Consider the following 25,537-nt stretch of genomic DNA (forward strand, 5'->3'; position numbering starts at 1 on the left):
TTTCTGGAAAGACTGGATCACCGGCCGCGCACGCGCTGCACCGATGGTTGGAGCGCCTCATCGATGAGGGCGATGACACGAGCCGTGCCGTCGGAGACACCGACGCTCTTGGATTGGGCGGCCAGGTCGTCGACCCGGTGCCGATCGCTCAGCAACGGGACGAGGTGCTCACGCACCCAGGCCGGCACGAACTGCGCGTCATCTACCATAACCGCTCCCCCGGCACGCACGACGTCGGCGGCGTTGAAGCGCTGCTCACCGTTGCCGACCGGGTAGGGCACGTAGACGGCGGGGAGCCCGACCGCGCACAGCTCACTGACGGTGGCGCTGCCGGCACGCGACACCGCGAAGTCGGCTGCGGCGATGGCGAGCTCCATCCGGGAGCAGTACTCGAGGAGGTGGTACTGGGCGACACCGGGATCCGAGATCTCGCTCTTCGCACCCGTGATGTGGAGCACCTGCCAGCCTGCGGCGACGACGTCTTCGGCGCTCTGGCTCATCGTCGCGTTGATCCGTCTCGCGCCGAGCGAACCGCCGGTGACGAGCAGCAGTGGTCGGTCCGACGCCAGGCCGAACTCGGCGAGGGCCGCCGGCCGGAGCGCCTCGCGGTCCAACTCCTCGATCTCGCGACGCAGCGGCATGCCGACGAAGCGTGCGTTGCGGATGGGCGTGTGGTGGAAGGCGACACCGACGTAGGGCGTGTACCTCGCGCCGAGCCGGTTCGCGAGGCCCGGACGAGCGTTCGCCTCGTGGATGACCAGCGGGACACCGGCGCGCCTGGCAGCCGTGTACGCCGGCGCTGCCGCGTAGCCGCCGAAACCGATCACGACGTCCACCCGGTGCTCCCGGATCATCGCGACCACGGCTGCGACCGCCCGGCGGAGGCGACCGGGGAAGCGGAGGGCGTCGATGTTCGGCCGGCGGGGGAAGGGCAGTTTGGGGATCGTCAGCAATTCGTAGCCGCGTTCCGGGACGAGTCGCGCCTCGAGGCCCTCCGCCGTGCCGACGACGAGGATCGTCGCTTCGGGGTCTCTGGCGCGGAGTCCGTCGGCCACCGCCAACAGCGGATTGACATGGCCGGCGGTGCCGCCGCCGGCGAGGAGGTAGGTGGTCATCGGGTGGCTCCGGAGGATCGGGGACGTCGAGCGGGTGACCGACGGGACTGCTGGGACGCGGGGCGCCCCCGCTCCCGGGCGAACGACAGGACGATCCCGATCGCGACGAGGGTGGTGAGCAGCGCCGTTCCGCCCGAGGACAAGAGTGGTAACGGCACGCCGAGCACCGGGAGGACTCCGAGGACGACGCCGATGTTCACGAGCGCCTGGCCGATGATCCAGGCCATGACGGCGCCGGTGGTGATCCTCACGAAGGAGTCGTCGCTGGTGCGGATCACCCGGATGAACATGACGGCGAGGAAGACGAACAGCCCGAGGACGAGGACCGCGCCGATGAGGCCCAGCTCCTCGCCGATCGCCGCGAAGATGAAGTCGTTCGAGATCGCCGGCAGCCACCCGTACTTCGCGCGCGAGTTGCCGAGGCCGACTCCCCAGAGGCCGCCGTTCGCCAGCGCCCACGTGCCGTGGGTCGACTGCCAGTCGGCGTTCTCGTAGTCCCCCTTGCCGTCGCCGAAGAACGCCATGATGCGCTGCATGCGGTTGGCGCTCGTGACGGCCATGATGAGGAACAGCACGGCCCCCGCTACCACCGGGATCGCGATGTAGCGCAGTCGCACCCCGGCGAAGTACAGCGCCGAGAACACGATGAGGGCCATGATCACGACGGTACCGAGGTCGCCACCGAGCAGGACGAGGCCGATGGAGAGACCGGCGAAGGGGATGACCGGGATCAGGGCGTGCTTCCACTCGAGGAGACGCGGTTGCTTGACCGTCAGCACGAGCCCGAGCCACACGACCAGCGCGAGCTTGACCGCTTCCGATGGCTGCGCGGTGAAGCCGCCGATCTCGATCCAGTTGCGGTTGCCACCGATCTCGTAGCCGAGCGGCGTGAAGACGAGCAGTTGGAGGCCCATGGCGACCAGGAGGAACACCCACGCCCACTTCTTCCAGAACCGTGCCGGGAAGCGACTCACGATGAGCATGAGCGGAACACCGATCATCGCGAACGTGGCCTGGCGCCAGAACAACCCGAAGTACCCGTCGCCGGCCTCGTAGGACTCGACGGAGGACGAGGACAGCACCATGACGAGCCCGAGCCCGACGAGGAACAGGGTGACACCCAGCAGGAGGAAGTAGTTCTTCGACTCCGGACGCAGCACCTTGCCCAACGAGATCCGCGCACTCGACATGCCTCTCGGCGACGTCGGCGCGTCGGGTGTCCCACGACCTGAGGCGATCGTCGTCATCCGGGACGACGACGACCGCACGCGGCGCGGGTCAGCGCGAGGCGGATCGATCATCCGCCTCACCTCCCAGCTGTGCTTCGACGGCGGCCTGGAACAGGCGACCACGGTGTCCGTAGTCCGTGAACTGGTCCATCGAGGCGGCTGCAGGAGCGAGGAGCACGGTGTCCCCTGCCTGCGCGACCTCGGCGGCCCGGCGAACGGCCTCCGGCATGACGTGTTCAGTCTCCGCTGCGTCGACCTCGATGACGGTCAGCGTCGGCGCGTGTCGCGCGAATGCCGCGAGGACCTCCGAGCGGTCGGCGCCGATCACGACGGCCGCGCGCAGGTGGTCGGCGTGCCGCTCGACCAGATGATCGATCGAGACGCCCTTCAACAGCCCGCCGACGATCCACACCACCGAGCGGTAGGCGGCGAGTGAAGCGTCGGCGGCGTGCGGATTGGTGGCCTTCGAGTCGTCGATCCAGTCCACCTCGAGCCTCCGCGCGACGAGCTGGATCCGGTGCGCGTCCAGGCCGAACGACAGCAGGGTGTCGCGCACGGCCTCGACCGTGATGCCGGCGGCCCGGGCGAGTGCCGCTGCCGCCAGGATGTTGGCGATGATGTGCGGGGCGGCGAGCCCGCGCTGGGCGAGCGCTTCGACCGTCGTGATCTCGAGGGCGCTCGTCCGACGGTCGTCGAGGAACGCGCGGTCGACCAGGATGCCGTCCACGACGCCGAAGTCGCTCGGTCCGGGGACGTCGAGGCCGAACCCGACGGCGCGGGCGCCGTCGACGACCTCCGCCTCCTCGACCATCGACATCGTCGCCGCGTCAGCGCGGTTGTAGACGCACGCGACTTTCGTGTTCTCGTACACCACGGCCTTCGCCGCCCGATACGCCGCGGCGGAGCCGTGCCAGTCGAGGTGGTCGTCGGCAAGGTTCAGGCAGACGCTCGCGAGCGGTGAGACGATGCTCCGACCGCCCTGCAGGCCGAGGGTGTGCAACTGGTAACTCGAGAGCTCGACGACGAAGAAGTCGAAGCCCTGCGGATCACGGACGGCGTCCAGGACCGGGACGCCGATGTTGCCGCAGGGCGCCGCCCGGAAGCCCGCCTCGACGAGCATCGACGCCGTCAGCTGAACGGTCGTGGTCTTGCCGTTCGTGCCGGTGACGCAGATCCACTCGGCCGGGGTTCCGACCTTGTCGCGGACCCGCCAGGCGAGCTCGATGTCGCCCCAGACGGCGACCCCGGCCGTCTGCGCCCACGCGACGACGGGGTGGTCGGGGTGGAAGCCGGGTGACACGACGACGAGTTCCGGAGCGAACTCCACGAGCTCGGACGGCACGGTCGACAGGTCCCGCTGGATGAGCCGCGCACCGATGACGCCGACGAGTTCGGCACGTTCGTCCGCGGCCTCGCCGGCCAGGACCAGTACCTCCGAGCCGAGCTCGGTGAGCGTGTCAGCGACGGAGAACCCGGTCATGCCGAGCCCCAGGACGGCGACCCGGAGTCCGCGCCAGTCGGCGTGCCAGCTCCGGAGTCCGTCGAGGCGCTCGGCGCTCAACGGCTCAGCCACTCGAGGTAGAAGGAACCAACACCCGCGGCGACGAGCAGACCACCGATGATCCAGAACCGGACGACGACGGTGACCTCAGCCCAACCCTTGAGTTCGAAGTGGTGATGGATGGGGCTCATGAGGAAGATGCGCTTGCCGTGGGTCACCTTGAAGTAGGCGCGTTGCACGATCACGGAACCGGCCTCGATCACGAACAGCCCACCGACGAGCACCAGGAGGAGCTCGGTCTTGCTGAGGATCGCCAGCGCCGCGAGTGCTCCACCGAGCGCCAACGAACCGCTGTCACCCATGAAGATCTGTGCCGGCGAGGTGTTCCACCAGAGGAACCCGATGAGCGCGCCCACGATCGCCGCCGCGACCACGGCGAGGTCGAGCGGATCCCGGACGTCGTAGCACTTGTAGGCCACGTCGGAAGCGAGCGAGGAGCTGAAGCACGACTGGTTGAACTGCCAGAACCCGATGATGATGTACGAGCCGATCGCGAGGATCGAGGCACCGGTGGCGAGCCCGTCGAGCCCGTCGGTGACGTTCACGCCGTTCGACGTCGCCGCCACGATCACCGAGGTCCAGAGGATGTACAGCAGGATGCCGATCACCGGGATGCCGATCGCCATGAAGTTGATCGGGATGTCGCGGATGATCGAGATGTTCGTCGATGCCGGGGTGAACCCCTCGGTGTTCGGGAAGTTGATCGCCAGGACGGCGAACACCGTCGCGACGATGAGCTGCCCGGAGACCTTCGCCCACCCACCGAGTCCGAGGCTCTGCTTCTTGCGGACCTTCAGGAAGTCGTCGATGAACCCGACGATGCCGAGTCCGACCATCATCAACAGGACCAGGAGCGCCGAGACGCCGACCTGCTCTTGGAAGATCAGATAGCTCGCGAAGAAGCCGACGAGGGTACCGACGATGATGATGACGCCGCCCATCGTCGCGGTTCCGCGCTTGGTGTGGTGGCTCTGCGGTCCGTCGTCGCGGATGAACTGACCCCAGGCGAGTTTGCGGAACGCTCTGATGAAGAGCGGGGTCAGGAAGAGGGAGAACGCCAGCGAGATCGCTCCCGCAGCCAACAGGACTCTCATGCGTACAACTCCCCCAGTCGATCGCCCAGCAACCGGAGTCCGGCCGCGTTGGACGATTTCACGAGCACGGTGTCGCCCGGGGCGATCTCCGCGCTCAAGTACGCGAACGCTTCGTCCGCCGTCGCGAAGTACACCGACTCCCCGTCCCACGACCCTTCGTTGATCGCGGTGATGTGCATGCGGCGGGCCTCAGGGCCGACCACGACGAGGCGGCCGATGCCGAGCCGGACGACCTGGAGCCCGATCCGGTCGTGTTCCTCGCCCGCCCAGTCGCCCAATTCGCTCATGGCGCCGAGGACCGCGATGGTCCGGCCGCGTTCAGCACCGATCTGGGCGAGGGTCCGGATCGCGGCCGACATGGAGTCGGGGCTCGCGTTGTAGGCGTCGTTGATGATGGACACGTCGTCGCGTCCGCCGAGGGGCTCCATCCGCCACCGCTCCGCCCTGCTCACGCTCTCGAGGGCGTCGACGATGAGGTCGATCTCCACGCCGAGTTCGTGGGCGGCTGCGGCCGCGGCGAGGGCGTTCATGACGTGGTGCTCACCGAGCACCTTGAACCGGACGGGCGCAGAGGAACCGTCGGGCAGGTGCAGCGTGAACGCGGTCCCGGACGCCGTCGCGACGATGTCGGTCGCTCGAACGGCGGCGCGGTCGTCGAGGCCGAACCAGAGCACGCGTGCCCGGGTGGCATCGGCCATACCGGCCACCCGTGGATCGTCGAGGTTGAGGACGGCGACGTCCTCCGGGAGCAGCTCTGACACCATCTCGGTCTTCGCCGTGACGGTCGCTTCGATCCCGCCGAACTCCCCCGCGTGGGCAAGTCCGACCTTCAGGACCACGCCGATGTCGGGCTTCGCCATGCGGATGAGTCGGGCGATCTCGCCGATGCCGCTGGCACCCATCTCCGCGACGAGGAACCGCGTCTCGTTCGTCACGCGCAGCATGGTGATCGGCGCTCCGACCTCGTTGTTGAAGGAGGCCTTGGGGCTGACCGTCTCCCCGACGCGCTCGAGGACCGCGGCGAGGAGGTTCTTGGTCGTGGTCTTGCCGTTGGAGCCGGTGATACCGACGATCCGGAGTCGTCCGAGCGCGCGCACCCTCGTGATGACCTCGGTGGCGAGGGCACCGAGCGCGGTCACGGAGTTCTCGACGACGATCTGCGGCACGGCGACGGCCAGTTCTCGTTCGACGATCAGCAGGGCGGCGCCGTTCGCGACCGCCGCATCGGCGAACAGGTGTCCGTCGGTCTCCTCGCCGGGCTTCGCGACGAAGATGTCGCCGGGCGTGATGAGTCGGGAGTCGGTGTCGGCGACGCCGGACACGACGAGGCCGGGGTCAGCCGAACCGGAGATCAGTCGGCCGTCGGTAGCCGCGGCGATCTCGGTGAGGGTCAGGTCGATCATCAGAGCCACCCTGCCTCACGCAGCGCGTCGCGCGAGTCGTCGCGCGCCGAGTACGGGAGCTTCACACCGGCCACCTCGTGGTAGTCCTCGTGCCCGGGTCCGGCGTAGAGGATGGTGTCGCCCTGACCGGCCAGCGCGAGGGCGGTGCGGAACGCGGTCGCCGGGTCGGCGACCTCGTGCAACTCGCCGTCCGGTGCGGCTTCGCGGGCGGCTTCGAGGAGCACGCGTCGGATCGACGCCGGGTCCTCGCTCCGTGGATGGAAGTCGGTGACCACCACGACGTCGGCACCCCGGGCCGCGATCGCACCCATGTCGCGACGCTTCGTCGTGTCGCGGTCTCCGTCGGCGCCGAACACCATGATCACGCGGCCCGGCGTGACGGCCCGGATGGCCGCGAGGGTGTTGAGGAACGCGTCGGGGCTGTGCCCGTAGTCGATGTACACGACCGGGCCGCGGTCGCCACTGATCCGCTCGGCACGCCCGGGGATGTAGGCGTCGATCCCACCGTCCCGCTCGAGGGCCTGAGCGATCATGTCGAACTCCACACCGGACTCGACGAGCATCACGATCGCGAGCGCGGCGTTCGCCGCCATGAACCAGCCGAGCAGCGGCACGCTCGTCACGAGCACCTGGTCGCCGGGGCCGTCGAGGCGGAACGTCGTGGAACCGGCGGTCTCCTCGAGGATCGTCATGCGCCAGTCGGCGTCGACCTCCGGGCGGGTCGTCAGGGTCGTCACCGGGATCCGGCTCTGCTCGACGAGCCGGCCGCCCCACTCGGAATCGATCGTGACCACGCCTCGTCGGGCCCGGTCGGGTTCGAACAGCTCCCGCTTGGCCGCGAAGTACTCGTCGAAGTCGCCGTAGTCGTCGAAGTGGTCGTGACTGAGGTTGGTGAAGCCGACGACGTCGAAGACGATGCCGTCGACACGGTGCCTGGTCAGCGCCTGGGCGGAGACCTCGATGGCGACCGCGCGCACCTCGGACTCGCGCATGCGCGCGAGCAACGCGTGCAGCTCGCTGGCCTCCGGCGTGGTGAGGGAGCTCGTCACCGCGAGGTCGCCGATGCGCCGCTCCGCGGTCGAGCTCAGACCGGAGACGATCCCGAGTTGCGCGAGCATGCCGCTCAGGAGGTAGACCACGCTCGTCTTACCGTTGGTGCCGGTCACGCCGAACAACGTCGGCGGCTCCTCGGCGGTGCGGTAGACCCAGGCGGCGAGGTGGCCGAGTGCGGCACGCGGCTCCGGCACGACGATGATCGGCAGACCGGCCGCTGCGGCCAGGTCTCGTCCGGCGTCGTCCGTCAGCACCGCGACGGCGCCGCGTTCCTTCGCCTGCTCCGCGTACGCGGCACCGTGGGCACGGACACCCGGCATGCCGATGTAGAGGTCACCGGGCTCGACGGCACCGGAGCTCAGACTGACACCGCTGATCTCCACGCCGTCGGCTGATCCGTGCAGGTCGAGGTCGAATTCGGTCACCAGCTGCGAGAGCGCCCGCCGTTGCGGATGTTCCGGTCTGAGGCTGATCGGGCCCTGATTGTTCACGCTGAGCCCATCCTTCATGAGGTCGTTCAAAATCTGAGCGGCAGGTTCGGTGCCGGCTCCGTGGACGGCTGCACTCCCCTGCTCTTCAGCACCTGGGTGGTCACATCCCGGAAGATGGGAGCGACCGCAGCCGATGTGTTCATCTTAACCGGGTCCGCCAGGTTCACCGAAACGACGAACTGCGGGGCCTCGGCGGGTGCGAAGCCGGCCATCGAGACGAGGTAACTCGAGCTGTATCCGCCATCGCCGTCCGGCTGCTGGGCCGTTCCGGTCTTCATCGCGACGCGGTAGCCGGGAACGTCGACGTTCGCCGCGACCCAGCTCTCCTGGTCGACCATCTCGAGCATGTCGCTGACCTGCTTCGCGGCATCGGGCGAGACGACCTGGGTCCCGGTCGCGTCGGGGACGTCCGTCACCGTGCCGTCCGCGTTGCGACACCCCTCGACGAGCTGCACCGGCATCCTGACGCCACCGTTCGCGATCGTCTGGTAGAGGCTGGCACCTTGGATGGCGGTCGTCGAGAAGCCCTGACCGAACATGGTCGCGTAGTCCGTCTGGTTGTCCCAGTCCGCCGGGTCGGACATCAGGCCTCCGGACTCGCTCGGGAAGCCGACCTCGGTCTTCTGGAGCTGACCGAACTTCTGGAAATACGCGTAGCGGGTGTCGGCACTCATCTTCTCGCCGAACTGTGAGATCCCCGTGTTGGACGACTCGACCATGACACCCGCCAGCGTGAGGTTCATGTCCTCGTGGAACTCGCTGTCGTTGATGTCGGCACCGTTCGACGGCTTGTACCGGAACGGAGCGACCACCTGGGAGTTCGGGTTCGCGACACCCTGGTCGATGAGTGCAGCGGCGGTGAGGGACTTGTACGTCGATCCCGGTTCGAACGGGGCCGCGAAGGCACGTGAGCCTCGGTCCTCCGCAGGCGTCGCGCTGACGTTGCCGGGGTCGACGGCCGGGTACTCGGCGACGGCGAGGAGCTTGCCGGTCTTGACCTCCATCACCGTGACGACGCCCCAGCTCGCACCGACCGCTTCGGCCTGCGCAGCGAGCGACTGCTGCGAGAACCACTGGATGTCCTTGTCGAGCGTGAGTACGACGTCGCCGCCGTCCTTCGCCGGCTTCGTCACCGTGGTGCCGGGGAGGGGGAGACCGCCGCTGCCCTTCTCGTAGGTCGTGCGACCGTCCTCCCCCGCGAGGCAGGAGTTCTCCATGAGTTCGACGCCGGCTTGTGCCTCGCCCTCCTCGCCGACGAAGCCGACGATGTTGCCGGCCACGGCACCGTTCGGGTACACCCGGTACGGCTCTTCCTTGAAGGTCGTCCACGGGATCTCCAACGCCTTGAGCGCGCGGAGCTGGTCGAGGGTGAGCTTCTTCGCGAGGAGGGCGTAGAGCGAGTCCTTGTCCGCGGCGAGGGCGTCCGTGATGAGCGCGAGGACCTCCGGGCCGGGCTTCCCGATGATCGCGCCGATCTCGTTCGTCGCCTGCTCGAGGGTGATCGTCTGCTCGGTGCCGTCGACGTCGCGTTCGAACGGGCCGGCGTCCTTCGGAGATGCCGCCATGCTGTAGCGCATGACCGCTTCGGCGAGCACCGAACCGTCGGAGGCGAGGATGCTGCCACGGGTGGCGAGGATCGTGTCACCCGTCTCGGTCTTCTCGAGGGATTCGGCGCTCAAGGCACTCGCGCGGACCACCTGGATGTCGACCAGACGGAGGACGAACAGCGTCATCACGATGGAGACCGCGACGATGGTGAACGCGAGGCGTCGGCGCGTGGTCTTCGTGTGTCTCACCATGATGCCCGCACCGCGTCCTCTCCTGACGTCGCACCTCCGGGCAGGGCGTCGTCCTCCACCGTGAGCCGTCCGGTCATCGTGTGGTCGGCGACGGCAGCCCGTCCTGCAACGGTACGGGCGGGGTGACCGCTTCCTGGCTCGACGCGCCGTCTGCGGCGGCGGCGTTCTGTCCGCCGACGAGCGGGAGCGTCGCGGCCTGTGCGTTCGGCACGAGGGCGGCGTTGAAGATCGGACTCGTGCTCGCCGACGCCGGCGTGGGCGTCCCCAGCACAGCACCGTCGGAGAGCCGGAGGTAGGTCGGGAGCGAGTTGCCCACCATGCCGAGCGCCTGCGCGTTCACGGCGAGGTACTGCGGGGAGGCCAGGCGGTCGAGGTCCTCGGCCAGCGCAGCCGAGGTGCGGCCGAGTTCGACCTGCTTCCCCTCGAGCTGCTGGATCTGGTACGCACCCTGGCTCAACCCGACGCTGAGCAGCAACTGGCCGACGACGATGGCGACGACCGCACCGACGACGATGACCGCGTACATCGGCCGTGGTCGGAGCTTCGGGCGCGCCCCGGTCGTGACCGCACGGATGTGCTGCCGTTCGGGCGCCGTCCGGGTCGGCTGCGGCCGAACGCGTCCGAGCCGTTCGGGTGCGAGATCGAGTGCTGCGGTCGCTCCGCTCATGCTGGCCTCCTCAGCCGTTCAGCCGCGCGGAGTCGCACGGGTTTCGCTCTGGGGTTCTCGTCGATCTCCGCCTCGGTGGCGAGCTCGGCGCCCTTGACGAGGAGCTTCAGCTCCGCACTGTGCTCCGGGAGCTCGACGGGCAGCCCCGCCGGCGTGGTCGACTTCGCCCGCGCCTGGAGCTCGCGCTTGACGATCCGGTCCTCCAGCGACTGGTAGGACAGGAACACGATCCGGCCGCCGACCCGCAGCAGGTCGAGGGCGCGGGGCACGGCGGCCTCGAGGACCGACAGCTCCGCGTTGACCTCGATGCGCAGCGCCTGGAAGACCCGCTTGGCCGGGTGTCCGGTGCGACGTGCGGCCGCCGGCGTGGCCCGATCGATGAGCTCGACGAGCTGACCGGAACTCGTCAGGGGTCGCTGCTGGCGTTCCTCGACGATGCGGCGTGCGTAGCGCTGCGCCAGCTTCTCGTCGCCGTACTCCCAGAAGATCTTCCGAAGCGCGACCTCGTCGTAGGTGGCGAGGATCGTCTCCGCCGTCAGCTCGCTCGAGGCGTCCATCCGCATGTCGAGTGGCGCGTCCTGCGAGTACGAGAAGCCGCGTTCGGTCCGATCGAGTTGCAGTGAGGAGACACCGAGGTCGAACAGGATCCCGTCCACCTGTGGGAACCCGAGCTCCTCGGCCGCCTCGTCGATGTCGTCGTAGACGGCTTTGACGAACCGGGCTCGCGACCCGAATCGCTCGAGCCGCTCCTGAGCGATGTCGAGTGCATCGAGGTCGCGGTCGAGCCCGATGAGGGTCAACTGCGGGAACCGCTCGAGCATCGCTTCGGCGTGGCCCGCCATGCCGAGCGTGGCGTCGATGAGGACCGCGCCCTCGTGCGACACGGCGGGGGCGAGCAACTCGATGCATCGCTCGAGGAGGACCGGGGTGTGGATGTCGTTGATGGCCATATGCGTAATCCGGACGGTCCCTGACCCCTGATCCCCATCCGTTCCGACCTGGCACCGGGGAAGTGTGTCAGGGCGGGCTCCGACCTGGCACCGGGGAAGTGTGTCAGGGCGGGACGGCTGGGAGTCAGGGGGCAGGGCACTAGAAGAGTCCGGGGATCACCTCCTCGGCGGTCTCGGAGAAGACGCTCTCCTGTTCGGCGAGGTAGGACTCCCATGCCTCGGCGTCCCAGATCTCCGCGCGGCTGCCGGCGCCGATGACCACGAGGTCGCGGCTGAGCCCGGCGTACTGGCGGAGGTTGGACGGAATGGTCACGCGGTGCTGCTTGTCGGGTGTCTCGGCGCTCGCTCCGGAGAGGAACACGCGCAGGTAGTCGCGGGCCTGCTTGCTGGTGACCGGAGCCTGGCGGATCTTCTCGTGGAGCGCCTCGAACTCCCGCGTGCTGAAGACGTAGATGCAGTGCTCCTGGCCTCGAGTCATGACGACCCCGCCGGAGAGCTCATCGCGGAACTTCGCCGGCAGGATGATGCGGCCTTTTTCGTCGAGTTTGGGGGCGTGACTACCGAGGAACATACGCCCCCGCCCCCAATCGTTCTGGCCAACATCTTGGTTGGGCTCCACTTTACTCCACTTTGCACCACTAGTGCAGCACATTCCCCCACATTGAACCATTTGCTCATGAAAAAACCCCGCAAAGTCGGGACTCTGCGGGGTGGAGGGAAATGGAGGGGTTTTGCCATACTCGGGACGATCAGGGAGGGCCCGAAACGACGAAACGGGGCCGATCCGAAGATCGGCCCCGTTTGGAGTCGTGGTGCGGCGGCGCCGCGAGGGAGGGAAGTGGAGTCAGGTGGCCGACCGAGGAGCGACCAGGAGACCGGGCCTCGCTACCGCTCGTCGCCCGACTGGCGCTTGTCCCAGCGGTCGTTGAAGCGGTCCATCAGACGCGAGGACTTCTGTCCTGCCGGCGCAGCCTGACGAGGTCGCGGCTGTTCGAGTGGAGCCCGGGTCGGCTTCGTCGCCACGAGCACGCCCGTGAGCATGATCGCGAACCCGAGCAGACCGACGATGGGCTGCTGGATCACGACTCCGAGCACGAGGCCGATCGCCCCGACCACCGCGATGAGGGAGCCGAGCGCGATTCCGCGGTAACTCGGTTTGCCCGCGCCAGCGCTGACCTTGGAGACGAAATCGGCATCGCTGCGGTAGAGGTGGCGTTCCATCTCATCGAGGAGCCGTTGCTCCTGCTCTGAAAGTGGCATCTGATTCCCCTCAAGGTCACACGACGCGACGTTGTTGATCGAGTCTAGCCACCGAAGCATGACTAGGCTAGGTGCGTGATCGAAAGCAATGAACTCGCCACCCTGGTGGGCCGCGGGCTCTCCGACTTTCTCTCCTCGCGAAGCTCCATTGTCGCGCAGATCGGCCCGGAGCTCTCCCCGTTCCTCGACTTCTCCCGGGAATTTCTCAGCGGTGGGAAGCGGTTCCGAGCACAGTTCTGCTTCCGGGGCTGGCAGGCCGTCTCGACCGGGAGGCACGCCAGCGGCCAGGGCGGCCTCGAGACCGTCATCGCGACTTGTGGAGCACTCGAGCTGTTCCACGCCGCGGCGCTCGTCCACGACGACATCATCGACAACTCCGACACCCGCCGGGGTGCACCGTCGGCTCACGTCTCCTTCGCGGAGTTGCACCGTCGCAGCCGATGGGACGGCGACCCGACCACCTTCGGCACCGGAGCCGCCACACTCCTCGGCGACCTGCTCCTCGGCTGGAGCGACGAACTCCTCGACGACGGACTCGACCAGCTGGACGACCGCACCGCCGCTCGCGCAGCGCGGGCCGAGTTCAACCGGATGCGGACCGAGGTCACGGCCGGCCAGTACCTCGACATCCTCGAGGAGCGCGCCTGGCGCGACGCCGCCGACGACGAACAGCGCCGCCGGGCCGAGCGCGTCCTGATCTTCAAATCGGCCAAGTACAGCATCGAGTCCCCGCTCGCGCTCGGGGCGCTCCTCGGTGGCGGGAACGAGCAGCAGCTCGCGTCGCTCCGCGGGTACGGCCTCCCCCTCGGCATCGCCTTCCAGCTGCGCGACGACCTCCTCGGCGTCTACGGCGATCCCGCCGTGACCGGCAAGCCGAGTGGCGACGACCTCCGCGAAGGGAAGCGAACCATCCTCATCGCGCTCACGAGGGAGGCCCTCCAGCCGGGCGCGCGCGCCATCCTCGACGAGCTGCTCGGGGATCCCGAACTCGACGACGACCAGATCGGCCTGCTCCAAGCGACCATCCGCGACAGCGGGGCCGTCGACCAGGTGGAGAAGCTCATCCAGGACCACGTCGCGCGGGCGCTCTCCGCATTGGGCGAGGCTCCGATCAACGACGACGCCCGGGCCCACCTGCGCGGCCTCGCGGTCGCGGTCGCACGCCGCGAGACCTGAGCCGTCCGGCTCGGACGGCGCGGGATCAGGCGAGCGCCTGAGCCACCCGGCGCACCTCGGAACGACGTCCCTCGCGGAGGGCTTGGATCGGCGAGGTCCCGATCGCGTCGTCGTCCTCGAGCATCCAGACCATTGCGGCCTCATCGTCGAAGCCGTTGTCGGACAGCAGCGTGAGCGTGCCGCGCAGGTTGTGCACCGGCCCGCCGTCCGCGATGAACGACGACGGCACCTGCAGCACGCCGTCACGTCGGACGGCGAGGAGGTCGCGCTCCTCGAGGTACTGGCGGATGCGGCGGATCGGCAGCCCGAGTTCGGTCGCCAGATCGGGAAGGGTGAACCACACGAGTTCGGAATTCTGCTCAGTCACGCACAGCAGTCTGCCACGACCGCGCTCCGCTCGGCGCCGTCGGATCGCGTTCGGGTAACGATCCAGGCACCTCGCCGCCCTCCCGGGGTGTTGACAGCTCTTCGCGCTCGACGTTCCATACACTCGACTGGTGAGTAGCAACCAGCAGACCGATCCAATGATCGGCCGTCTCCTCGACGGGAGATATCAGGTGCGCTCACGCATCGCCCGTGGCGGCATGGCGACGGTCTACCTCGCCACGGACCTCCGGCTGGAACGGCGCGTCGCGATCAAGGTCATGCACGGCCACCTCTCGGACGACACAACGTTCAAGAACCGATTCATCCAGGAGGCGCGCTCCGCCGCCCGGCTCGCGAACCCGCATGTCGTCAGCGTGTTCGACCAGGGCCAGGACTCCGACATGGCGTACCTCGTCATGGAGCACCTGCCGGGCATCACCCTCCGCGACCTCATCCGCGACAACGGCACACTGACCCCGCGGCAGGCCGCCGACATCCTCGACGCCGTGCTGTCCGGCCTCGCCGCCGCGCACCGCGCCGGCATCGTCCACCGCGACGTCAAGCCGGAGAACGTCCTCCTCGCCGACGACGGACGCATCAAGATCGGCGACTTCGGCCTCGCGAGAGCCGCGAGCGCGAACACGGCCACCGGCCAGGCACTCCTCGGGACGATCGCCTACCTCTCCCCCGAACTCGTCACCCGTGGACAGGCCGACGCGCGGAGCGACATCTACGCGCTCGGGATCATGCTCTACGAGATGCTCACCGGCGAACAGCCCTACAAGGGCGAGCAGCCGATGCAGATCGCCTACCAGCACGCCAACGAGTCGGTCCCGGCACCGAGCGCCAAGAACCCCGCCGTCCCGAAGGAACTCGACGACCTCGTCTTCTGGGCGACTGAGCGCGAACCGGACGATCGTCCGTCGAACGCCGGCGAGATGCTCGAGCGCCTGCGCTCCATCGAGTCCAGTCTCGGGTTCACCTCGGTCGCCACCGGGGCGCAGCCCACGATCGTCATGCCGGCCTCCTACTCGAGCGAGCACGCCGACGACGTCACCCAGGTCATCGGCCGCAACACCAAACCGCAGCAGGTCCCGGTGCGCGCCGACGCGACGGACGGTCCGGGCAAGCTCGCCACGAAGGCCCGCAAGCGCAGCCGCGTGGGCGTCGCGCTGTTCACGATCGTCCTCATGCTCGCCGCGCTCGCCGGTGGAACCGGATGGTACTTCGGCCAGGGCCCCGGCTCGCTCGTCGAGGTCCCGAACGTCGCCGACGGGAGTTTCGACCAGGCGTCCGCCAAACTCGTGGAGCTGGGCTTCGTGCCCGTCGAAGGCGCGACGTTCAGCCTCACCGTCCCGGCCGGCACGGTCGCCGGCAGCGATCCGCCGTCCGGCTCGAAGATCGACAAGGGAAGCTCCGTCACGGTCCTCGTCTCGCAGGGACCGCAGCCGGTGGACATCCCGGTCCTCGCCGGGCTCGCACAATCCGACGCCGAACAGCAGTTGGACGCGCTCGGCGTCGCCGTCGGCACCGTGAACCAGCAATTCGACCCGAGCATTGCGAAGGACATCGTGCTCGCGGCGACCGACGCGACCTCGGGCGCCGACTACAGCCAGGGCGGACCGTCCTTCCAGGGCTCCACGGTGACGTTGCTCGTCTCGGCCGGACAGGTGCCCTCGGTCTCGGGGATGACGCCGGACCAGGCGCGCGACGCCCTCGAATCCGTCGGGCTCGGCGTGGGTGCCTCGGACGAGGCGTTCGACGACACGATCCCCGCGGGGCAGGTCATCGGCATCCAGGCCAAGACCGATGCCGACGGGAACGAGACGGCGTTCATCCCGGGCGACGACGTCACGCTGATCGTGTCGAAGGGCGTCGAGTTGGTCGCCGTCCCGGACACCACCGGCCAGACGATCAACCAGGCCATCACGACGCTGCAGGACGCGGGTTTCACCGTGGGTGACATCGCCGTAGCCGAGGCCTTCCGCGACATCTTCAAGGTGAAGAAGACCGATCCCCCGGCGGGCAAGTCCGTCAAGAAGGGCTCAACCGTCAACATCACCGACTTCGGTCTGTAGCCACGGCGAAGCGCGATCCACCCACGCAGCCGCCAGACGACGAAGCGCCCATGCCGGACCCGGCATGGGCGCTTCGTCGTGTGAGACCTACTTCGCGGCGGCGAGCTCCTCCGCCACGAGGAAGGCGAGCTCGAGCGACTGCATGTGGTTGAGGCGCGGATCGCACAGCGACTCGTACCGCGTCGCCAGGGTCGCTTCGTCGATCTGCTCGGAGCCACCGAGGCACTCGGTGACGTCGTCGCCGGTGAGCTCGACGTGGATGCCGCCCGGGTGCGTCCCCGCGGCGCGGTGGGCTTCGAAGAACCCCTTGACCTCGTCCACGACGTCGTCGAAACGACGCGTCTTGTAGCCGGTGGGCGTCGTGAGTCCGTTGCCGTGCATCGGATCGGTGACCCACAGCGGCGTCGCGTCGGCACCCTTGATCGCCTCGAGCAGCGGAGGCAGGGCGTCCCTGATCTTGCCCGCACCCATCCGCGTGATGAACGTCAGGCGCCCGGGCTCGCGCTCGGGGTCGAGCTTGTCGATGAGACGCAGCATGTCGTCGGCCGAGGTGGTGGGGCCGAGCTTCACGCCGATCGGGTTGCGCACGCGCGACAGGAAGTCCACGTGCGCGCCGTCGAGCTCACGGGTCCGCTCACCGATCCACACGAAGTGGGCCGAGGTGTTGTACGGCGTCCCGGTCCGCGAGTCGATCCGCGTCATCGGTCGCTCGTAGTCCATGAGCAGCGCCTCGTGGCTCGAGTAGAACTCCACACCGCGCAGCTGGTCGAAGTCGGCTCCGGCCGCCTCCATGAACTTGATCGCACGATCGATGTCTCGCGCCAGTCCCTCGTACCGGTGGTTCACCGGGTTGGCGGCGAACCCCTTGTTCCAGCTGTGGACCTCGCGGAGGTCGGCGAACCCGCCCTGGGTGAACGCCCGGATGAGGTTCAGCGTCGATGCGGAGGTGTGGTAACCCTTGACGAGCCGAGCGGGGTCGGCCGTGCGCGACTCCGGGGTGAAGTCGTAGCCGTTGACGATGTCGCCGCGGTAGGCGGGCAGGGTGACGTCGCCCCGCGTCTCGGAGTCGTTGGAGCGCGGCTTGGCGAACTGCCCGGCCATCCGGCCCATCTTGACGACCGGCATCGACGCACCGTACGTGAGCACGACGGCCATCTGCAGGACCGTCTTCACACGGTTGCGGATCTGCTCCGCCGTCGCACCGGCGAAGGTCTCCGCGCAGTCGCCGCCCTGGAGCAGGAACGCATTGCCGCTCGCCGCCCGAGCCAACCGGTCGCGCAGGATGTCGACCTCGCCGGCGAAGACGAGCGGAGGGAGCGTCGCGAGTTCGGCGGAGGCACGCGCCACCGCGGCCTGGTCCGGCCATGACGGCTGCTGCTTGATCGGCAGCTCACGCCAATAGTCCAGTCCGGCGATCACCGAGGGTTCGGCCATGACGACTGGTTCTGTAGCGTGGGACACGGATTTCCTGTTTCTCTTCGACCGGACGCGCTCCGGAGCCCGCCCGGAAGGTGGAACGGACCGCGATCGCGGCCCGGTTTTTCAGCTTAGCGTCACGCCGACGCGGCGCGCTCCTTGACGCTCGTGGCGTAGACGTCGCGATAGTCCTGGCCCGAGAGCTTGCGGAGCTCGACCATCAACTCGTCCGTGACGCTGCGGAGGATGAAGCGGTCCCCCTCCATGCCCTCGAACCGCGAGAAGTCGAGCGGCTTGCCGATGACGATCCCGATCCGACGGATCCGGGGCAGCTTCGTGCCGATGGGCATGACCTTCTCGGTGTCGATCATCGCGACGGGGACGATGGGGACCCCGGCCTCGAGCACCATCCGCGCGACCCCGGTGCGGCCTCGGTACATCGTCCCGTCGGGACTGCGCGTGCCCTCCGGATAGATCCCGAGCAGGTGACCGCCACCGAGGACCGCGAGCCCGGTGTTGAGCGAGGCCTCGGAGGCCTTACCTCCCGACCGGTCGATCGGCAGCTGCCCCGTGCCGAGCATGAAGGTCTTCGTGGCCCAGCCGCCGAAACCCTTGCCGCGGAAGTACTCGCTCTTGGCCAGGAAGGATATCCGCCGATCGACGCACAGCGGGAGGATCACCGAGTCGATGAAGGACAGGTGGTTGCTGGCGATGATCGCGCCGCCGTGCTCCGGGATGTTCTCGGCGCCGATCACCCACGGCCGGAAGATCGACTTGAGGATCGGGCCGGCGACCAGGTACTTCATGAACCAGTAGAACATCGTGCTCCTCCGTCTTGCCGTCGTCGTCAGCCGAGGACGAGGGCGCTCCTGGCGAGATCGCCGGCGCCGATGACCCCGGCGTCGTTCACGAGCTGCGCGATGCTGAAGGACGGCTCCGGGTGGAACCCGCGCGCCGGGAGGTGCGTGAGGAACGCCTCACGAACGGGGTCCAGAAGGAGGTCGCCGGCCTGGGCGACGCCGCCGCCGATCACGAAGATGTTGGGGTCGAGGATGGCCGACATGCTCGCGAGGGCCTGCCCCAGCAGATCGGCGAGCTCATTGAGGCACCGGAGGGCGCCGGGATCACCGGACTCGAGCAGGGCGGAGACGTGGTGTCCGTTCAGCAGCCCGCCGGCCGCTGCCCGGGCTCGGGCGAGGGCGGCACCGTCGCCACCGGCGTCCGCTGCCTCGTTCGCGAGTCGGAGCAACGCGTTCCCCGAGCAGTACTGCTCGACGCAGCCACGCGCGCCGCAGCCGCAGGGCAGACCGTCCGGGATGAGGCGCATGTGTCCCAGTTCCGCACCGCTGCCGAAGCCACCGGTGAGGAGCCGGTCGTCGAGGACGATCGCTCCGCCGACACCCGTGCCGATCGTCACCATGACCATGCTGCGTTCCTCGCGCCCCGCACCGAACCGGAACTCGGCCCAACCCGCGGCGTTCGCGTCGTTCTCGATGGTCACGACCTTGTCGGGCAACCGCGCGGCCAGCCGGGCCTGCAGGGGTTCGTTCCGCCAGGCGATGTTCGGCGAGTAGTAGACGGTCGAGCGCGTGGCGTCGAAGAACCCGGGGGCGGCGACGCCGACGCTCGAGATGCTGCCGTCGTCCAAGGATCGGACCATGGCGACGACGTCGTCGATGATGGCGTCGGGATCGGAGGCCTGCGTCGGCGTGCGCCCGGCCGCGAGGATCCGGCCGTCGTCGTCGACGACCCCGCCCGCGATCTTCGTCCCGCCGATGTCGATGCCGATCGCGTTTGCCATAACGGTGCCGTCTCCCTGTCCTGATGTCGCCGATACCGGCAGTGGCGTGCGGCCGGGGCCGATCGAGTCGGTCGCCCGCGCGCCGCAGTCGAGTCTACTGAGCGTCTGCGCGCCACAGAAACCGCGCAAACACCCGTGCTCTAGGATGGAGCCACATCTTGCCGACCTGGTACCGAAGGAGTTGCCGTGGAACAGTTCGACGTCCCTGCAGTCGTCGCAGCAGACCCATCCGCCAATGCGACCGATCTGCTCGTGAAGCGCCTGGCTGCTGCGCCCGACGCCGCACTGTTCGCCGTTCCCCGCGGGTCGGAGTGGGTGGACGTGACCACCGCCGAGTTCCACGCCCAGGTCGTCGCCCTGGCGAAGGGGCTCGTCGCCGCGGGGATCGAACCCGGCGACAAGATCGGGCTCATGTGCAAGACCCGGTACGAGTGGACCCTCATCGACTTCGCCGTGTGGTTCGCCGGAGCACTCCTCGTCCCGATCTACGAGACCAGCTCGCCGAGCCAGGTGCAGTGGATCCTCAGCGACTCGGGAGCGACGAGCGTGCTGGTCGAGACGCCCGACCAGTTCGCCCGCTTCGACGAGGTGCACGGCGACCTCCCCGATGTGGAACGGGTCTGGCAGATCGACCTCGGAGACCTCGACAAGATCGCGGCCGCCGGCGTCGACGTCCCCGACGAGGAGATCGAACGCCGCCGCAACCTCGCCGTGGGTTCCGACATGGCGACCCTCATCTACACCTCCGGCTCGACCGGCCGGCCGAAGGGCTGCGTCCTCACCCACTCGAACTTCGTCGAATTGTCGCGGAACTCGGCCGTCGCACTCAAGGACGTCGTGTCCGCTCCCGGCGCCTCCACCCTCCTCTTCATCACGACGGCGCACATCTTCGCGCGCTTCATCGCCGTGCTGTGCGTGCACTCCGGCGTGAAGACAGGCCACCAGCCGGACACGAAGCAGCTGCTCCCCTCGCTCGGCACCTTCAAGCCGACGTTCCTCCTCGCTGTCCCCCGGGTCTTCGAGAAGGTCTACAACTCCTCCGAGCAGAAGGCCGAGGCCGGCGGCAAGGGCAAGATCTTCCGTGCGGCCGCCGAGACCGGGATCGCCTACTCGAAGGCCCTCGAGAGCGGTTCGGTGCCGTTCGGCCTGAAGGTGAAGTTCCGGGTCCTCGACCGCCTCGTGCTGTCGAAGATCCGCACGGCCATGGGCGGCCGGGTGCGGTACGCGGTCTCCGGCAGCGCTCCACTCGGTCCGCGACTCGGTCACTTCTTCCACGCGCTCGGCATCGTGATCCTCGAGGGCTACGGCCTCACCGAGACCACCGCGCCTGCAACGGTCAACCTCGCCCAGAAGTCGAAGATCGGGACGGTCGGACCGGCACTCCCCGGCGTTTCGCTCCGCATCGCCGACGACGGCGAGGTCGAGGTGCGCGGGATCAACGTCTTCAAGGAGTACTGGCAGAACCCCGAGGCCACGGCGGAGGCCTTCGACGACGGCTGGTTCCGCACCGGCGACATCGGGTCCTTCGACGCCGACGGCTTCCTCACGATCACCGGGCGGAAGAAGGAGATCATCGTCACCGCCGGCGGGAAGAACGTCGCCCCGGCGGCGCTCGAGGACCCGATCCGCGCGACCCCGGTCGTCGGCCAGGTCGTCGTCGTCGGCGATCAGAAGCCGTTCATCAGCGCACTCATCACGCTCGACACCGAGATGCTGCCGTCATGGCTGGCCAACAACGGCCAGGACGCGTCGATGAGCGCCGCCGAGGCTGCTCGGAACCCCGCGGTGCTCGCCGCCGTCCAGCGCGCCATCGACGAGGCCAACACCAAGGTGTCCCGCGCGGAGTCGATCCGCAAGTTCGTCATCCTCGACGACGAGCTCACGGAGGCGAGCGGTCACCTCACGCCGAAGCTCAGCATCAAGCGGAACGTGATCCTCAAGGACTTCGCGGAGACGATCGAGGGCATGTACCTCGGAGCGGGTTCGCCCGAGACCCAGGGGATGTCCCTGAAGTAGCGCCTCGACGGGCTCGGCGGTCGGTCGACGACCGCCGAGCCCGTCGACCGGCGCCTAGAACCAGTCGCTCTCGCGGACCTGCTTCATCGCCTCGCGGCGGTGCTCCTTCGACAGCCGGTCGAGGTAGAGCATGCCGTCGAGGTGGTCGGTCTCATGCTGCAGGGCCTGGGCGAGGAGTCCTTCACCCTCGACGACGAGCTCCTGCCCGTCGAGGTCGATGCCGACGGCACGCGCGTAGGGATGGCGCGGCGTCGGGAACCAGAGCCCGGGCACCGACAGGCAGCCCTCGCCGATCTCCTCGAGTTCGCCGCGCACCTCGACGAGCTTCGGGTTGATGAGGTACCCGATGACGCCGTCCACGTTGTAGCTGAACACGCGGAGTCCGACGCCGATCTGCGTCGCGGCGACGCCGGCACGACCGGGGAGCTCCACGCTGTCCACGAGATCGCGGACGAGGCTGCGGATGTCGTCGTCGATCGTGACGACCTCGGCCGTCGGAGCCTTCAGGACCGGGTCACCGAAGTGTCTGATGGGTCGTGTCGTCACGGGTTGGATCCTTCCGGGCGGGACAGGTGTGGTGGACGCGGAGACCGGCCGCGTCACCTCGAGGAGGGACGCGGCCGGTCTCGGGAGGGTCAGGCGCTCGGCTTCACGACGACGAGCAGGTCGCCCGCCTCGACCTGCTGGGTCGCCGGGATGGCGAGGCGCTCGACGACGCCGGCGACGGCGGTCGTGATCGCCGCCTCCATCTTCATGGCCTCGATCGAGGCGACCGGCTGGCCGGCCTCGACGCGATCGCCGACGGCGACCTTGACGGTCACGACGCCGGAGAACGGCGCGGCCACCTGACCGGGGACGGAGGTGTCGGCCTTCTCGGCCGCGCGGGAGTCGACCTCTATGCTGCGGTCGCGGACGAACACGGGACGCAGCTGACCGTTGAGGGTCGCCATGACGGTGCGCATGCCCTTCTCGTCGGCCGCACCGATCGCTTCGAGCCCGACGAACAGCCGGACGCCCTTGTCGATCTCGACGACGTGCTCCATGCCCGGCTCGAGGCCGTACAGGTAGTCGGCGGTGTCGACGACGGAGAGGTCGCCGTACAGGTCGCGCTGCTGCTCGAACTGCTTGGTCGGCGCCGGGAACAACAACCGGTTGAGGGTCGAGCGGCGCTCGGCGGACTCGCCGTCGAGCGAGGCCTGATCTTCAGCGGAGATCGGCGTGATCCCGATGTCGACCGAACGACCGGCGAGGACCTTCGAGCGGAACGGCTCTGGCCATCCGCCCGGGAGTTCCCCGAGTTCGCCCGCCATGAACCCCACGACGGAGTCCGGGACGTCGTACTTGTCGGGGTTGGCCTCGAAGTCGGCCGGGTCCGCCTTGACGGCGGCGAGGTGGAGCGCGAGGTCGCCGACGACCTTGCTCGACGGGGTCACCTTGGGCACCCGACCGAGGATCTTGTTGGAGGCCGCGTACATGTCCTCGATGAGCTCGAAGTGGTCTGCGAGTCCCAGGGCGATCGCCTGCTGGCGGAGGTTCGACAGCTGACCGCCCGGGATCTCGTGCGTGTACACGCGACCGGTCGGGCCCGCGAGTCCTGACTCGAACGGCCGGTACATCGCGCGGACGGCCTCCCAGTAGGGCTCGAGGTCGGCGATCCCCTGCAGGGAGATGCCGGTGTCGCGCTCCGTGTGGGCCAGCGCGGCGACCAGCGAGGACGCGGACGGCTGACTCGTCGTGCCGGCCATCGGCGCGCTCGCGACATCGACGGCGTCGGCGCCCGCGTTGCTCGCCGCGAGGAGGGTCGCCAACTGTCCACCGGGGGTGTCGTGCGTGTGCACGTGGACCGGCAGGTCGAACCGCTCGCGGAACGCCGCGACGAGCTTGGCCGCCGCGGACGGACGGAGGAGCCCCGCCATGTCCTTGATGGCGAGCACGTGGGCACCGGACTCGACGATCTTCTCGGCGAGACGGAGGTAGTAGTCGAGGGTGTAGAGGCCCTCGGCCGGGTTCAGCAGGTCACCGGTGTAGCAGACGGCGACCTCCGCGACGGTCGTCCCCGTCTCCAGGACCGCATCGATGGCGGGGCGCATCTGCGACACGTCGTTGAGGGCGTCGAAGATCCGGAAGATGTCGATCCCGGTGTCGGCGGCCTCCCGCACGAAGGCGTTCGTCACCTCCGTGGGATACGGCGTGTAGCCGACGGTGTTCCGGCCGCGCAGCAGCATCTGGATCGCGATGTTCGGCATCGCCTGCCGCAGCGAGGCCAGTCGCTCCCACGGCTCCTCACCGAGGAAGCGGAGGGCCACGTCGTACGTCGCGCCACCCCAGGCCTCGACGGACAGCAGTTCGGGGGTGAGCCGGGAGACGAACGGTGCGACCGCCAGGAGGTCCTTCGTCCGGACGCGCGTGGCCAAGAGCGACTGGTGGGCGTCGCGGAAGGTGGTCTCGGTCACGGCGAGGGCGGTCTGAGCGCGGAGGGCGTCAGCGAAGCCCTTCGGGCCGAGCTCGAGCAGTCGCTGACGCGAGCCGGCCGGCGCGTCGGTGGTGATGTCGATCGCGGGCAGCTTGTCGACCGGGTCCGCGCCGGACGGACGCGACCCGTTGGGCTGGTTGACCGTGACGTCGGCGAGCCAGTTGACGATCTTCGTCCCGCGGTCCTTCGAGACGTGCCCGCGCAGGAGCTGCGGACGCTCGTCGATGAAGGAGGTGCTGAGGTCGCCGGCCACGAACGAGGCGTCCTCGAGGACCGCCTGCAGGAATGGGATGTTCGTGGAGACGCCGCGGATGCGGAACTCGGCGAGGGCGCGCTTGGCTCGCGTGACGGCCGCCTCGAAGGTGCGCCCACGGCAGGTGAGCTTCGCGAGCATCGAGTCGAAGTGGGGACTGATCTGTGCACCGGAGGCGACCGTGCCGCCGTCGAGTCGGATGCCGCCACCGCCCGGAGAGCGGTAGGTCGTGATCTTCCCGGTGTCTGGACGGAAGCCAGCCGTGGGGTCCTCGGTGGTGATGCGGCACTGGAGCGCGAAGCCGCGGAGGTGCAGGGACTCCTGCGTGAGGCCGAGGTCGCCGAGCGACTCGCCGGCGGCGATGCGCATCTGCGACTGGACGAGGTCGACGTCGGTGACCTCCTCGGTCACGGTGTGCTCGACCTGGATACGCGGGTTCATCTCGATGAACACGTGCTGTCCGGCCCGCTCCCCCGCGGTGTCGAGGAGGAACTCGACCGTCCCGGCGTTGACGTAGCCGATCGACTTGGCGAACGCGATGGCATCGCGGTACATGGCCTGACGAGTGTCCTCGTCGAGGTTCGGGGCCGGCGCGATCTCGACGACCTTCTGGTGCCGGCGCTGCACCGAGCAGTCGCGCTCGAAGAGGTGGATGGTCTCGCCGTCGGCGCTCGCCAGGATCTGGACCTCGATGTGCCGGGGGCGGACGACGGCCTGCTCGAGGAACATCGTCGGGTCGCCGAAGGCGCTGTCCGCCTCACGCATGGCGGCCTCGAGGGCGCCGCGGAGGTCCTCGGCGTTGTCGACGCGGCGCATGCCTCGTCCACCACCACCGGCGACCGCCTTTGCGAAGATCGGGAACCCGATGTCGGCGGCACCGGCGAGCAACTCTTCGATGTCGCGGCTGGCCGGCGTGGACTTCAGGACCGGGACCCCGGCCGCGATGGCGTGCTCCTTCGCGGTCACCTTGTTGCCGGCCATCTCCAGGACGGAGGACGGCGGACCGATGAAGGTGATGCCGGCGGCTCGAGCGGCCTCGGCCAGTTCCGGATTCTCGGAGAGGAAGCCGTACCCGGGGTAGATCGCGTCGGCGCCCGACTCCTTCGCGACGCGGATGATCTCCGAGACGTCGAGGTAGGCACGCACCGGATGACCCTCCGTGCCGATCTGGTAAGCCTCATCGGCCTTCAGCCGATGCATCGAGTTGCGGTCCTCATAGGGGAACACCGCAACCGTCTTCGCCCCCAGCTCGTACGCGGCACGGAACGCCCGGATGGCGATCTCTCCGCGATTGGCGACAAGAATCTTCCTGAACATGGAACCCTTCCCACAACAG

General features: G+C 68.6%; 20 protein-coding genes. 3 read left to right on the forward strand and 17 right to left on the reverse strand.

From position 1 onward, the window contains the following. Window positions 1-17: 17 nt before the first annotated feature. From GV015_RS13840 to GV015_RS13890, 11 genes are all read right to left on the reverse strand, one after another. Window positions 18-1,115: a glycosyltransferase gene (locus GV015_RS13840; protein WP_159878871.1), complete on the reverse strand. Its 1,098-nt coding sequence runs from the start codon at window positions 1,113-1,115 to the stop codon at window positions 18-20. Then, window positions 1,112-2,416, reverse strand: a complete 1,305-nt coding sequence (gene ftsW / locus GV015_RS13845) for a putative lipid II flippase FtsW (protein WP_236555469.1) — start codon at window positions 2,414-2,416, stop codon at window positions 1,112-1,114. Before ftsW ends, GV015_RS13840 begins: the two co-directional genes overlap by 4 nt. Beyond that, a complete protein-coding gene (gene murD / locus GV015_RS13850) occupies window positions 2,394-3,905 on the reverse strand; it encodes a UDP-N-acetylmuramoyl-L-alanine--D-glutamate ligase (protein WP_159878872.1) in 1,512 nt (503 codons plus the stop codon). The genes ftsW and murD overlap by 23 nt, the downstream gene beginning before the upstream one ends. Beyond that, window positions 3,902-4,999, reverse strand: coding sequence for a phospho-N-acetylmuramoyl-pentapeptide-transferase (gene mraY, locus GV015_RS13855; protein ID WP_079706018.1), 1,098 nt, complete (start codon window positions 4,997-4,999; stop codon window positions 3,902-3,904). Before mraY ends, murD begins: the two co-directional genes overlap by 4 nt. Beyond that, entirely contained in the window at window positions 4,996-6,402 is a 1,407-nt protein-coding gene (gene murF, locus GV015_RS13860; RefSeq protein WP_079706326.1) for a UDP-N-acetylmuramoyl-tripeptide--D-alanyl-D-alanine ligase, read from the reverse strand. The genes mraY and murF overlap by 4 nt, the downstream gene beginning before the upstream one ends. Then, a complete protein-coding gene (locus GV015_RS13865; RefSeq protein WP_236555472.1) occupies window positions 6,402-7,946 on the reverse strand; it encodes a Mur ligase family protein in 1,545 nt (514 codons plus the stop codon). Before GV015_RS13865 ends, murF begins: the two co-directional genes overlap by 1 nt. Before the next feature lie 26 nt (window positions 7,947-7,972). Further along, complete coding sequence (locus GV015_RS13870; protein WP_079706019.1) at window positions 7,973-9,745, reverse strand: penicillin-binding protein 2; 1,773 nt, start codon at window positions 9,743-9,745, stop codon at window positions 7,973-7,975. Between the two features lie 73 nt (window positions 9,746-9,818). Next, window positions 9,819-10,412, reverse strand: coding sequence for a hypothetical protein (locus tag GV015_RS13875; RefSeq protein WP_159878874.1), 594 nt, complete (start codon window positions 10,410-10,412; stop codon window positions 9,819-9,821). Next, window positions 10,409-11,362, reverse strand: a complete 954-nt coding sequence (gene rsmH / locus GV015_RS13880; protein ID WP_159878876.1) for a 16S rRNA (cytosine(1402)-N(4))-methyltransferase RsmH — start codon at window positions 11,360-11,362, stop codon at window positions 10,409-10,411. Before rsmH ends, GV015_RS13875 begins: the two co-directional genes overlap by 4 nt. Window positions 11,363-11,501: 139 nt before the next feature. Continuing rightward, window positions 11,502-11,933, reverse strand: coding sequence for a division/cell wall cluster transcriptional repressor MraZ (gene mraZ / locus GV015_RS13885; RefSeq protein WP_064297003.1), 432 nt, complete (start codon window positions 11,931-11,933; stop codon window positions 11,502-11,504). Between the two features lie 314 nt (window positions 11,934-12,247). Then, a complete protein-coding gene (locus GV015_RS13890; RefSeq protein WP_064297004.1) occupies window positions 12,248-12,622 on the reverse strand; it encodes a DUF3040 domain-containing protein in 375 nt (124 codons plus the stop codon). Between the two features lie 75 nt (window positions 12,623-12,697). Here GV015_RS13890 and GV015_RS13895 point away from each other — a divergent pair, with 75 nt between their 5' ends. Beyond that, window positions 12,698-13,798 carry a polyprenyl synthetase family protein gene (locus tag GV015_RS13895; RefSeq protein WP_064297005.1) on the forward strand — a complete coding sequence of 367 codons (1,101 nt, stop codon included), beginning with the start codon at window positions 12,698-12,700 and terminating at the stop codon, window positions 13,796-13,798. 25 nt (window positions 13,799-13,823) lie between these two features. Here GV015_RS13895 and GV015_RS13900 read toward each other — a convergent pair whose 3' ends face one another. Beyond that, entirely contained in the window at window positions 13,824-14,165 is a 342-nt protein-coding gene (locus GV015_RS13900) for an Rv2175c family DNA-binding protein (protein WP_064297006.1), read from the reverse strand. Between the two features lie 130 nt (window positions 14,166-14,295). Between GV015_RS13900 and pknB the strand changes: the two genes are divergently transcribed. Continuing rightward, window positions 14,296-16,242, forward strand: a complete 1,947-nt coding sequence (gene pknB / locus GV015_RS13905; protein WP_236555473.1) for a Stk1 family PASTA domain-containing Ser/Thr kinase — start codon at window positions 14,296-14,298, stop codon at window positions 16,240-16,242. An 87-nt stretch (window positions 16,243-16,329) separates the two neighbouring features. Here pknB and GV015_RS13910 read toward each other — a convergent pair whose 3' ends face one another. From GV015_RS13910 to GV015_RS13920, 3 genes are all read right to left on the reverse strand, one after another. Next, window positions 16,330-17,676 (reverse strand): class II 3-deoxy-7-phosphoheptulonate synthase, encoded by a 1,347-nt coding sequence (locus tag GV015_RS13910; RefSeq protein ID WP_056005400.1) that lies wholly within the window; start codon window positions 17,674-17,676, stop codon window positions 16,330-16,332. Between the two features lie 119 nt (window positions 17,677-17,795). Continuing rightward, on the reverse strand, window positions 17,796-18,479 hold the full coding sequence (locus tag GV015_RS13915) for a 1-acyl-sn-glycerol-3-phosphate acyltransferase (RefSeq protein ID WP_064297009.1): 684 nt from the start codon (window positions 18,477-18,479) through the stop codon (window positions 17,796-17,798). A 26-nt stretch (window positions 18,480-18,505) separates the two neighbouring features. Then, the gene (locus tag GV015_RS13920; RefSeq protein WP_064297010.1) at window positions 18,506-19,459 is read right to left on the reverse strand and encodes an ROK family glucokinase; all 954 of its coding nucleotides are present in this window, start codon (window positions 19,457-19,459) and stop codon (window positions 18,506-18,508) included. Between the two features lie 186 nt (window positions 19,460-19,645). Here GV015_RS13920 and GV015_RS13925 point away from each other — a divergent pair, with 186 nt between their 5' ends. Next, window positions 19,646-21,475: a long-chain fatty acid--CoA ligase gene (locus GV015_RS13925; protein WP_159878878.1), complete on the forward strand. Its 1,830-nt coding sequence runs from the start codon at window positions 19,646-19,648 to the stop codon at window positions 21,473-21,475. A gap of 54 nt (window positions 21,476-21,529) precedes the next feature. On the opposite strand, the gene GV015_RS13930 is transcribed toward GV015_RS13925, so the two are convergent. Together GV015_RS13930 and GV015_RS13935 are read right to left on the reverse strand one after the other, a co-directional pair. After that, window positions 21,530-22,021: a peptide deformylase gene (locus GV015_RS13930; RefSeq protein ID WP_064297012.1), complete on the reverse strand. Its 492-nt coding sequence runs from the start codon at window positions 22,019-22,021 to the stop codon at window positions 21,530-21,532. 89 nt (window positions 22,022-22,110) lie between these two features. Continuing rightward, window positions 22,111-25,518, reverse strand: coding sequence for a pyruvate carboxylase (locus GV015_RS13935; RefSeq protein WP_159878880.1), 3,408 nt, complete (start codon window positions 25,516-25,518; stop codon window positions 22,111-22,113). Window positions 25,519-25,537: the final 19 nt, after the last annotated feature.

It is taken from the genome of Plantibacter sp. T3, assembly GCF_902506515.1.
Classification (GTDB): Bacteria; Actinomycetota; Actinomycetes; order Actinomycetales; family Microbacteriaceae; genus Plantibacter; species Plantibacter auratus.